This window comes from Terrisporobacter sp., assembly GCF_017888745.1.
Classification (GTDB): Bacteria; Bacillota; Clostridia; order Peptostreptococcales; family Peptostreptococcaceae; genus Terrisporobacter.
The window spans coordinates 1-10,972 of sequence record NZ_JAGHFM010000192.1; the positions used below are offsets into that span (position 1 = coordinate 1).

Consider the following 10,972-nt stretch of genomic DNA (forward strand, 5'->3'; position numbering starts at 1 on the left):
AGGTGCAGATTTTACACCAGTAAAAAATGCTACACCTAATACAACTATTGCAACTATAGATATAAATCTTCCCTTTGATTTTAAAATATCTCTTATAAAATCTTTATTTAAAGCACTTCTCATACTACCATTCTATCCTTTCAACTGGTGTTGGATTTTCATTGATAGTAATGCTACTTATCTTTCCATTTTTTACTTTTATAACTTTATCTCCCATAGGTGCTAAAGCCAAGTTGTGAGTTATTATTATAACTGTCATTTTCATTTTTCTACATGTATCTTGTAAAAGCTTTAATATCGCTTTTCCTGTATTATAATCTAGGGCTCCTGTTGGTTCATCACAAAGAAGTAGCTTTGGATTTTTCGCAAGTGCTCTAGCTATTGCCACCCTTTGCTGTTCTCCACCAGATAATTGAGCTGGGAAATTATTTTTTCTATGACCAAGTCCAACAGCTTCCATGACTTCATCAATATCTAATGGATTTTTACATATTTGAGTGGCTAGTTCAACATTTTCTCTAGCAGTAAGATTTTGTACTAAATTATAAAACTGAAATACAAAACCTATATCATATCTTCTATAGGTAACTAACTCTTTATTACTATATTTATTAATTTCATTATTATCTACAATTATTTGTCCACTAGTTGGAGTATCCATTCCACCTAAAATATTTAATATTGTACTTTTACCAGCACCACTTGCACCAGCTACTACAACAAATTCACCTTTTTTTACAGTAAAATCAACACCACTTAATGCTTCTATATTGACTTCACCCATTTTGTATATTTTCTTTACGTCTTTAAATTCTATATACTCGCTCAACTACTTCCCCTCAATTCTAAAAAATTTGTAAATTAATTATATCATAATACATATCACCTATTTAAGACATTTCATTCTATATTTCCATTATTATAGGAAATACACTTGGTCTTCTCTTTGTCTTATCATATAGAAATTGTTCTACAGATTTTTTTACACTTCCTTTTAGTACTTGCCATTCAATTATTTCTTGTTCTAGGCACTCCTCAAGTTTTTCTCTAGATATATTTTTTATTTCTTTTATTAACTCTTCTGATTCTCTCACATATATAAATCCTCTAGTTATTACATCTGGTCCAGAAACTATTTCATAGTTACTTCTATCTATGGCAACTACAACAATTACCATACCATCTTTAGCAAGATTTCTCCTATCTCTTAAAACAATATTTCCAACATCTCCTACACCAAGACCATCCACATATAATATACCTGTATGAACTGTCTCTGTAGCACTTGCACCTTTAGATGTAATTTCAAGAACTCGCCCTGTTTCTAATACAAAAACATTTTTTGGATCCATTCCTAACTTTACAGCTAAATCTCCATGATGTTTTAAATGTCTATATTCACCATGAACTGGCATAAAATACTTAGGTTTAACTAAAGTATGAATTAGTTTTAATTCTTCTTGATAAGCATGTCCTGAAACATGTATGTCTTCTAAGTCTTCATAAATAACTTCTACACCTTTTCTAAATAATTGATTAATAACTTTAGATACAATTTTATCATTACCAGGAATAGGTGATGCTGAAATAATAAATAAATCATCTCTATGAATGTCTATTTTTTTATGACTTCCAAAAGCAATCCTTGAAAGACCAGCTCCTGCTTCTCCTTGACTTCCAGTAGTTATTATCGTTATATTTTCATCAGGATATCTATTCATATCATCTATATCAATTAAATATTCTGGTGGTATATCTAAATAGCCTAGCTCAATTGCTACTCTAGATACATTTTCCATACTTCTTCCACTAAATATAATTTTTCTATTTTCTTTCACTGATGCATTAACAATTTGTTGCATTCTGTGTATATTAGATGCAAATGTGGCAACTATAATTCTTCCTTTAGCACCATCAAAAATTCTATTTAAAGTCTCGCCAATAGTTTTTTCTGACAATGAATGTCCTTGTCTTTCTATATTTGTACTATCAGCTAATAATAATAATACTCCTTTTTTACCTAGCATTGAGAATCTATTTAAATCCATAACTCTTCCATCTATAGGAGTATAATCTATCTTAAAGTCTCCTGTGTGAATTATTGTCCCCAGTGGAGTTGTTATAGCAAGAGAGCAGGCATCTGCTATAGAGTGTGTTGCTTTTATAAATTCAACTTTTATTTTCTCTAAAGTTACTATATCTCCACTATCTACAGGATAGATTGTTGCCATATCCATCATATTATGTTCTTCTAATTTGTTTTCAACTAAACCTAATGTAAGTCTAGTTCCATAAATAGGCATATTTATTTGTTTTAATATATAAGGTATTGCTCCTATATGATCTTCATGACCATGGGTTAAAAATAACCCTTTTACTTTTTCTTTGTTATCTATTAAATATGTTACATCCGGAATTACTAAATCTACTCCATACATATCTTCATCTGGAAATGAAATCCCACAATCTATTACTATAATTTCATCTTCGTATTCTATTGCTGTAATATTTTTCCCTATCTCACCTAATCCTCCAAAAGGAATTACTTTTACACATCTTCTTTTTCTCATTATAATTCTCCTTTTACTGTCTTTTTCTTTTTTATTTAAACTAAAAAAAGTTATTATCAATCATTTTACTTTCTATTATTATTTGCACATTATGCATAATTTATATTTTTAAAGTAAAAATATAAATGGAGGTGTTTTCATGGTAAATTTAACTAATAAAGAAAGATTCTTACTTGAAGGTGAAAAATATCAACAACAATTAGCAATAGATAAATACAATGATTATGCTTTGCAAGCTAATGATCCTAGCTTAAAATCTCTATTTTCAAATTTAGCTAAAATTGAACAAAAACATTTAAATATGATCGATGAAATTTTAAGTGGAAAAATTCCCAATATAAAAAGAGAGGAATTTCATCCATATTATGAAGATAATTCAACCAACACCATTGACTGTATAAATTTAGGTAATATTACCTTAACATCTATAAATACTGATTCATATCATGATGGCGATAAAGTTATATGTTTTAATGCTCTTACAACACAAGAACTTCTTCATTCCACATATAGTACTTCTAGTATGGAGTTTGATAATAAAGATTTGAAAAATGTTTTAGATTTTATAATTAACGAAAAATCAGAAAGTATAAACTACATAAATGAGTATATGAATAAGAAAGGTATGCATGACAACATTATATTTTTTTAAATTATAAGTCCCTTAGTATATAAAAAGCTGATAAATTATTATCAGCTTCTTTCATTTAAATTCATTACATTAAGTACATGCATCATAGTTCCTATTAACAAACATTCTTCGTCATTAATAACAAGAGGATATCCATTTTCTTCTACATACAATTTTACAATACATACATATGCTTTAGCAGTATTTTCTATTATCTGTCTAGCTCTATTTATTATGAAATCTCTGCTCTTATAATTCCGAGAACTTCAACATCTTCACATTTATATTAAGTTCATCTTTTAATTCATATAATAATTTACATGCACCTAAAAGTATGGATGTATGTGCATCATGACCGCAAGCATGCATTATTCCTTTATTTTTTGATATATAGAGTTTATTATTTTTGTCTAATATTGGCAAAGCATCTATATCCGCCCTGATTCCTATAGTTTTGAACTTTTCATCTTTGATAATTTGAGCCATAATAATTCCACGATGCTCAATATATTCTTTATAATCTATACCAATATCATCAAGATAACTTTATTCGTATATAATATATTTATAAATATAATTTCTTAATTAGAAGTATTACTATATTTATAATATTTTTCTATTTAATAAAGGGGGTATATAAGTTGAAAATTTTAGATTTAACACATACTATTACAAATGATATGACCATATTTCCAGGTGGTAAGCAACCTGAAAATGAGGTTATTTGTAATGTTCAAGAAGATGGTTATAAAGTAACTCAAATACATATAAATTCTCACAATGGAACTCATATGGATGCTCCTGCTCATGTTTTAGAAGCTGGAGCAACCCTTGATAAACTTGACGTTGTAAATTTTGTTGGTATGGCCGCTGTTGTTGATTGTTCTGACTTAAATAAAGGAGATATAATAGAATACGATTATATTGAAAAAAATAAAGAAATTATTGAAAAAGCTGAATTCATAATATTTAAAACTGACTGGAGTAAATATTGGAATACAGAAAAATACTTAGATAATTATCCAGTTATCAGTGAAGAAGTAATTGATTACATAATCTCAAATAAAAAGAAAGGTATAGCATTTGATACAATTTCAGTGGATTCAATAGATAATGCTGAACTAGAAAAACATCATAGATTACTTAGTAATAGTATTTTGATATTTGAAAATTTGACTAATTTACATTTAATAGATACAAACTTATTTGTATTTTGTGCTTTACCTCTCAAATTTGAAAATTCTGATGGAGCACCTATTAGAGCTATAGCAATGTTAGATTAAAGTTGAAATTCATAAAAAGACTAGAAATCAATTTTCTAGTCTTTTTTAGTTAATTATTTTAAATTTCTTTATTATCTATCATATATAGTTTATGTGTTTTTCTTAATACTACTAATATTGAAGCTAATATAAGACCTTTTGATATACTACTTATAGTTATACTCCACCATACCCCGTTTAGCCCTAATATATTTGGCTTAGATAATATTAATGCTAAAGGTATTCTAAGTCCTGTCAAAACGGCAATTATAATTGATGGTATATAAGTTCTACCTATTCCTTTAAAAATTCCTGCAATAGTAATTTCTAGACACATAAATAATTGTGAATATCCTAATATTTTTAGATAATCAGTTCCTTTTAATATTGCCTCTGGTTCATTTATAAATGCTCTAAATATATATTCACCTAGAAAAACTAATATGAAAGTAGTAAAACTTCCCCATATCATAACTCCAATAATAGAATATTTTGTACTCTTATTTATTCTATCTATTTTTTTAGCTCCATAGTTTTGCCCAACAAAACTAGATAAAGCCGAAGCAAATCCTTCACAACTATTCCATGATATAGATTCAATTTGTGAACCAACCTTTTGAACTGCTATAGCAACTGGTCCAAAGGATGCAACTACAACACCCATAATCATAGAAAAAGCTGTAAATAGTCCATTTTGAAGAGCTACTGGTGTTCCTAATATAAATAGTGTTTTATAATATTTTAAGTCAATTTCTCTAAATAATTTTATTTTAAAATATTCATCATTATTTTTTATTATTAAAAAAATAAAGCATAATGATACAACTAGATTAGAAGTAATTGTAGCTAAAGCAGCTCCAGCTACTCCCATCTTAGGAAAAGGACCTACTCCAAAAATTAATACAGGATCTAATATAATATTAGTAATTAGTCCTATAGTATTTATTTTAAAAGGAGATTTACTATTTCCAAGTCCTACAAATATTGAAGTGAATACTGGATTAATAAAATAAAATACCATTCCAATTCCTACTATTACTAAGTATTCCTTTGACATATTTATTACATCAATATCTCCTAGCTTAAAAAATCCAATTAAAGGATTTCTAAATATTATCAATACTAAACTATATAAAATAGATAATATTATATTAATTTCTATAGCTGATTTAATATAATATTTAACATCATGTATATTTTTTTCTCCTATACTTTGTGCTACTTTAATTTCTCCTCCTACTTTAGAAATCATAATAAATGCCATAGCTAGCCAAGGATAAAATCCTGCTGTACCTACTGCTGCAACAGCATTACTACCGACTTTACCTACCCATATCATGTCTATAAGACTATAACCTATTTGGATAAATGATGTTCCCATTATTGGTAAGGCTAATTTTAGCAACTTCTCAATAATTTTTCCATTAGTTAAATCTACTTTTTCACTCATAATAACTCCTTAAATATTTTTATAAATTACCATTAAAATGCCACCTATATAGGTGGCATTTTATATAATATTACTTATTATCTACTGATATATTATCTTCTATTTCTCTCATTATTTTTAATTCTTCTTCATTTAAATTTGTAAATTCACAAATATTTTCTCTGATATAATTTGCCACTAGTCCTCTTAAGTCTGATTGCTTATATAAGTCGTTAAATTCATTAAATTCAAATTTACTCATAAGTATGGTATACTCTTCTACATCTCTTTTATCTATACTTGATATAGCATCTAAAATATTATTTTCTGATAGAAGCTTTTTATACTCTTTTAATATATTAAATGCCTTTACGTCTTCAAATGCATCTTTAATATATTCCATAGTTATATTACTAAGACTAAATAAATATTCTCCAATTCCACCATTTTGCATTTCTGTATCAAACCATAATAGTGTGTAAATATTTCTATGTGATTTTTTCATATTATCAAATACATTTTTATCACTACATGCATATCCATATTCAATTTCTAAATTATTATCTACCATACAAATCAATTCTTCATCATCATAGTTGAGTATCTTTACTAGACTACAACTTTTTAATTTAACTTCTTCCCCCTGATTAGATTTGATCTTACTTCTTATAAATAATAATATTACTATATTTGCTAACCCTACAATAACAAATATCAATAATACTTTATTCATTACTCCCATTATATATCCCCCTTGATATTTTGTTAAAACATATTCTTATTTATGTAAAATAACAAGATTGAACTTATTATAAAGCCTATCATCATACAAGTTATAGCTAATCTTTTAGCTTCTTTATATATTTTTTTATTATTTTTTATTTCATACCAAACACAATAAATAATAAAAATCAAACTACTTAAAGACAACATTACACCTAAAGTCATTATAAAAAAAATTATCATAATAGAATTTTTATCTTGCATCTTTTCACATCCCTATATTTGTAAGATATCATTTTGTCATTTTTTTGCTTTGCATATAATTTATTATATTATAATTTTTTTATTTTTGTATAATATTTTTTGAATTTAGTTAGATTCAAAACCTCTCTATATTTTTTAATATAATTATATTATACCATCATACCCCGATTACGTTAGGAGGTTTTTAAATGATAATCTTTGATAAAAAATTAGGAATTAATGTGATATCTAAAGAAATAAAAAATAATAAATTACCTTTATTCTTAAATGAAAAAATATCAAATAATGTAACAAGTTTCTTTTCTTCTGTAAGTATGACAAGTGATGCTTGTAAGGAATTAGATGCTCCTGTATTCAGACATAAAAAATTAAGAGTATATTATAAGTAAGATTTTATAATAATTTACTAACTATTTTTATGTAAATTTTTAAACTTATATATACTCTTTTTCATTCCAAATAATTTTTTATTTATAAATATTAATTCTATTAGTAAATATTTAATAATGTTTTATGATTAACCAATCTTGTCATGACTTATTGCATTATTTTTAATAATATTTATAATAGTTTCTTTTGCTTTTATCATATCTTCTACTGCAATATGTTCGTATATACCATGGAAATTTGCTCCTCCAGTAAATATATTCGGTGTAGGAAGCCCCATATAAGATAATCTAGCCCCATCTGTACCTCCTCTAATTGGCACAATATTTGGAGTAACTCCTGCTTCTTCCATAGACTTCTTAGCTAAATCCATAACATACATAACAGGTTCAATAATCTTTTTCATATTATAATATTGGTCATGTATTTCTACTTCTACTAATTTAGACTTGTATCTTTCATTTATTCTATCCGCAATATTTATAAGTAAATCTTTTCTTCTTTGTAAATTTTCTAAATCAAAATCTCTTATTATATATTTTAGAGTTGCACTTTCTACTTCACCTCTAAAATCAGTTATCATATAAAATCCATCATATCCATCAGTTTTTTCTGGTACTTCATCACTTGGCAGTAATGAATGAAATTCCATAGCAACGGTAGTGGCATTTATTAATATATCTTTTGCTGACCCTGGATGGACACTTTTACCTTTAATAACTACATTTGCCGAAGCTGCATTAAAGTTTTCATATTCTAACTCTCCTAAATGACCTCCATCTATTGTATATGCAAAATGAGCATTGAATTTTTTCACATCAAAATAATCTGCTCCTTTTCCCACTTCTTCATCTGGTGTAAATCCTATAGATATTGGCCCATGCTCTATTTCTGGATGTTTTATAATATAATCTATCGCTTCAATTATTTCAGTAATTCCAGCCTTATCATCTGCTCCAAGTAATGTTGTTCCATCAGTTGTTATTAAAGTTTTACCTATTTTTTCTTTTAAAAATGGAAATTCTTTTGGAGATAATATAATACTTTGTTCTTCATTTAAAATAATATCTTCCCCATTATAATTTTCATGTATTTTAGGGTTTACATTTTCTCCACTGGCAGCTGGCGATGTATCCATATGAGCAATAAATCCTATTGTATTACATAGTTTTTCAGTATTAGCAGGAACAAAAGCATAAACATATCCTTTATCATCCATACTAACCTCTTCTACTCCAATTGATTTTAAATCTTCTACTATTATTTTACCTAAATTTTTTTGTCTATCTGTACTCGGAAATGTTGTAGAGTCTTCATCACTAGTAGTGTGTATTTTCGCGTATTTTATAAATCTGTCTATCATACTTTTCATAAAATAACCTCCTATATACTCTCTATTTATGTATTATTTTCAAATATAATATACTTATTATTTGTTTTTACAATGTTTTTAATCTAAAAAATTTAAAACTGTATAATACATTTCTCAATTATATATTATCTTTATATTAAAATAAAAGCACCTAGATTTTAAATACTAAGTGCTTTTTATTTCTAATATAACTATATATTCGCTGTGTGTAATATTGAGTTATAATTTTTCATTAGTCTTTCAAACGATTTATGATCAGATTTATACCCTATACCTTCTCTTTTTTCCTCTTTATCTATTAATTTATACTCCCCACATGCCTTTCTTATTTTCTCACGATCTTTTTTAGATATAGTAGAATATATTATTTTTTCTTCTGACGGAATATCTTTTTCATATTCTGGTTTAACAAAATATTTTACATCTTTTATTTGTTTTGCATTATATAAAGATTGGATAACTGCTCCATTTTTTAAGTGTTGTAAGTGCCAATCTAGTTTATATGTGTGAGCAACATGAGTTACACTTTTTAAATTTTTTTCAAATCCCAACGCAACTCTCTCCATTAATCCAAAATTTGTTTCACCAGTCTTATCTAGCCTTGGTAATAAAATTATATTTTCCCTTTTTATACCTAAATCTTCAACAGCTGAAAGAAATTCTCTTTCTCTATATTCATATTTTTCTATTTTACTCATATTTTTAAAAGTATCTTCTTTGTCAAATACTTTAATTCCTGTACCGTAAGATACCTGAACCATATAAACATTATCTGCTCCTACTTCATTTATAGCTTCAATAATTGCACTTGCCGCCCAAAGTGTTTCATCATCTTGATGTTGAGAATAAAAAACCACATTATCTTTAAATTTTGTATTATCATAGTCTTCTTCATCACCAAATCCTGATACTAATAATGTCCCTGTTACTATAATTGCTAAACTCATTAATATTTTTAGCACCTTTTTATTTTTAGTCATAATCTTCACTCTCTTCCCCTCAAATATTTAACTTACTTTCATTATAAATATCAAATATTACTATAACCTTACAGCAAAGTAACAATTTATTAACAAATTTCTATATTTTATATAAAATCGTAATAAATTTGTAGTAATTAGGAACATTTTTTGTTGATTTATTTTGATATAATAAATTTGGCTATTATAAATATAAAGGAGTGAGACGGATGAATGAAAATATATTAGTTGTAGATGACGAAAGAGAAATTGTAGATGCTATAGAGTTTTATTTAAAATCAGAGAGCTACAACGTAATAAAAGCTTATGATGGTTTGGATGCTTTAGAAAAACTTATAGAAAACGATATTAAACTTATTATCATGGATATTATGATGCCTAACTTAGATGGATTAAAAACTACTATGAAAATAAGAGAAGATAAAAATATACCTATAATTTTACTATCTGCTAAATCAGAAGATATGGATAAGATTTTAGGACTAAATGTAGGTGCAGATGATTATATTACAAAGCCTTTTAATCCTCTAGAACTTACTGCAAGGGTTAGATCTCATCTTAGAAGATATATAAACCTAGGGAATATAAATAATAAAAATATAAATTCTAAACTTTGCCAAAATAAATCACCAATATTAAGAAGTGGTGGACTTGAGTTAAATCAAGATACAAAATCAGTAACTTTAGATGGAGATGAAATAAAAATAACTCCTATAGAGTATAAAATTTTAGAATTACTTTTATCTAATCAAGGAAGAGTGTTTTCTTCTCGTGAGATTTATGAAAGGGTTTGGGATGAAGATCCTTATAATTGCGAAAAAACAGTTGCCGTTCATATTAGAAGAATACGTCAAAAAATTGAAATAGATTCAAAAAATCCAAAATACTTAAAGGTGGTGTGGGGAATTGGCTATAAAATTGAAAAACTGGACTAAAAACTTAGAGAATAATAATCAACCTGCTAAGATAGCATCTCTTTTCTTAATGTTTCTATTTGCTTCTATTTTTATAGAAACATTAGCATTTATTTATAGAGATTCTGTTGATTTCGTTAGTATATATTTTCAAGCTGCAATTTCCAATAATGGTTGGTTATCCGGTATTCTTATAAGACAATTCTTTTTATTTGGACCTGGTGTATACTACGATGATAGATATATATTTTGGGGATTTACATCAATAACTATAATATCACTTATTTTAACTATTACATGTTTTAGAATATATAAGAAAAATTTAAAAACACATACTCTAGTGGATAAATATATAAAATATTTATACGAAAAAACACCTTTTGAGATTGTTTTATTATTAGCATTTATATCAATTCAAATAAGTAGATATGGTATGCATA

At 26.5% G+C, this 10,972-nt stretch carries 11 protein-coding genes and 2 pseudogenes; 5 read left to right on the forward strand and 8 right to left on the reverse strand.

Going from position 1 to position 10,972, the window contains the following annotated elements:
• Window positions 1–124: 124 nt before the first annotated feature.
• Both J7G74_RS09385 and J7G74_RS09390 read right to left on the reverse strand, forming a co-directional pair.
• A complete protein-coding gene (locus J7G74_RS09385) occupies window positions 125–784 on the reverse strand; it encodes an ABC transporter ATP-binding protein (RefSeq protein WP_334299739.1) in 660 nt (219 codons plus the stop codon).
• 121 nt (window positions 785–905) lie between these two features.
• Window positions 906–2,570: a ribonuclease J gene (locus J7G74_RS09390; protein WP_297134533.1), complete on the reverse strand. Its 1,665-nt coding sequence runs from the start codon at window positions 2,568–2,570 to the stop codon at window positions 906–908.
• A 139-nt stretch (window positions 2,571–2,709) separates the two neighbouring features.
• On the opposite strand from J7G74_RS09390, the gene J7G74_RS09395 reads away from it, so the two are divergent.
• Complete coding sequence (locus tag J7G74_RS09395; RefSeq protein WP_297134535.1) at window positions 2,710–3,222, forward strand: spore coat protein; 513 nt, start codon at window positions 2,710–2,712, stop codon at window positions 3,220–3,222.
• Window positions 3,223–3,474: 252 nt separating this feature from the next.
• Here the strand turns inward: J7G74_RS09395 and J7G74_RS09400 are convergent.
• Window positions 3,475–3,744 (reverse strand): annotated as a pseudogene (locus J7G74_RS09400) (M20/M25/M40 family metallo-hydrolase); the annotation flags it as partial.
• A 98-nt stretch (window positions 3,745–3,842) separates the two neighbouring features.
• Here J7G74_RS09400 and J7G74_RS09405 point away from each other — a divergent pair.
• Complete coding sequence (locus J7G74_RS09405) at window positions 3,843–4,484, forward strand: cyclase family protein (protein WP_297134536.1); 642 nt, start codon at window positions 3,843–3,845, stop codon at window positions 4,482–4,484.
• Window positions 4,485–4,542: 58 nt separating this feature from the next.
• On the opposite strand, the gene J7G74_RS09410 is transcribed toward J7G74_RS09405, so the two are convergent.
• The 3 genes from J7G74_RS09410 to J7G74_RS09420 all read right to left on the reverse strand — a co-directional run bounded on the left by J7G74_RS09410 (window position 4,543) and on the right by J7G74_RS09420 (window position 6,879).
• Entirely contained in the window at window positions 4,543–5,913 is a 1,371-nt protein-coding gene (locus J7G74_RS09410; protein ID WP_297134539.1) for an MATE family efflux transporter, read from the reverse strand.
• Between the two features lie 70 nt (window positions 5,914–5,983).
• On the reverse strand, window positions 5,984–6,634 hold the full coding sequence (locus tag J7G74_RS09415; protein ID WP_297134541.1) for a DMP19 family protein: 651 nt from the start codon (window positions 6,632–6,634) through the stop codon (window positions 5,984–5,986).
• Between the two features lie 23 nt (window positions 6,635–6,657).
• Window positions 6,658–6,879: a hypothetical protein gene (locus J7G74_RS09420; RefSeq protein ID WP_297134543.1), complete on the reverse strand. Its 222-nt coding sequence runs from the start codon at window positions 6,877–6,879 to the stop codon at window positions 6,658–6,660.
• Between the two features lie 188 nt (window positions 6,880–7,067).
• On the opposite strand from J7G74_RS09420, the gene J7G74_RS09425 reads away from it, so the two are divergent.
• On the forward strand, window positions 7,068–7,268 hold the full coding sequence (locus tag J7G74_RS09425; RefSeq protein ID WP_297134546.1) for a hypothetical protein: 201 nt from the start codon (window positions 7,068–7,070) through the stop codon (window positions 7,266–7,268).
• A 128-nt stretch (window positions 7,269–7,396) separates the two neighbouring features.
• Here the strand turns inward: J7G74_RS09425 and pepT are convergent, their stop codons facing one another.
• Both pepT and J7G74_RS09435 read right to left on the reverse strand, forming a co-directional pair.
• Window positions 7,397–8,638, reverse strand: a complete 1,242-nt coding sequence (gene pepT, locus J7G74_RS09430; protein WP_297134548.1) for a peptidase T — start codon at window positions 8,636–8,638, stop codon at window positions 7,397–7,399.
• 191 nt (window positions 8,639–8,829) lie between these two features.
• On the reverse strand, window positions 8,830–9,618 hold the full coding sequence (locus J7G74_RS09435) for a PIG-L family deacetylase (protein ID WP_297134550.1): 789 nt from the start codon (window positions 9,616–9,618) through the stop codon (window positions 8,830–8,832).
• 209 nt (window positions 9,619–9,827) lie between these two features.
• On the opposite strand from J7G74_RS09435, the gene J7G74_RS09440 reads away from it, so the two are divergent.
• Window positions 9,828–10,553 (forward strand): response regulator transcription factor, encoded by a 726-nt coding sequence (locus J7G74_RS09440; RefSeq protein ID WP_297134552.1) that lies wholly within the window; start codon window positions 9,828–9,830, stop codon window positions 10,551–10,553.
• Window positions 10,525–10,972: pseudogene (locus J7G74_RS09445) on the forward strand (HAMP domain-containing sensor histidine kinase); the annotation flags it as partial. The gene J7G74_RS09440 and the pseudogene J7G74_RS09445, both read left to right, overlap by 29 nt.

Excerpts from the sequence above, each read along its gene's own strand:
- J7G74_RS09390 (WP_297134533.1), bottom strand. The coding sequence starts at position 2,570 with ATGAGAAAAAGAAGATGTGTAAAAGTAATTCCTTTTGGAGGATTAGGT.
- J7G74_RS09435 (WP_297134550.1), bottom strand. The coding sequence starts at position 9,618 with ATGACTAAAAATAAAAAGGTGCTAAAAATATTAATGAGTTTAGCAATT.
- J7G74_RS09410 (WP_297134539.1), bottom strand. The coding sequence starts at position 5,913 with ATGAGTGAAAAAGTAGATTTAACTAATGGAAAAATTATTGAGAAGTTG.
- J7G74_RS09385 (WP_334299739.1), bottom strand. The coding sequence starts at position 784 with ATGGGTGAAGTCAATATAGAAGCATTAAGTGGTGTTGATTTTACTGTA.
- J7G74_RS09395 (WP_297134535.1), top strand. The coding sequence starts at position 2,710 with ATGGTAAATTTAACTAATAAAGAAAGATTCTTACTTGAAGGTGAAAAA.
- J7G74_RS09420 (WP_297134543.1), bottom strand. The coding sequence starts at position 6,879 with ATGCAAGATAAAAATTCTATTATGATAATTTTTTTTATAATGACTTTA.
- J7G74_RS09415 (WP_297134541.1), bottom strand. The coding sequence starts at position 6,634 with ATGGGAGTAATGAATAAAGTATTATTGATATTTGTTATTGTAGGGTTA.
- J7G74_RS09440 (WP_297134552.1), top strand. The coding sequence starts at position 9,828 with ATGAATGAAAATATATTAGTTGTAGATGACGAAAGAGAAATTGTAGAT.
- pepT (WP_297134548.1), bottom strand. The coding sequence starts at position 8,638 with ATGAAAAGTATGATAGACAGATTTATAAAATACGCGAAAATACACACT.
- J7G74_RS09425 (WP_297134546.1), top strand. The coding sequence starts at position 7,068 with ATGATAATCTTTGATAAAAAATTAGGAATTAATGTGATATCTAAAGAA.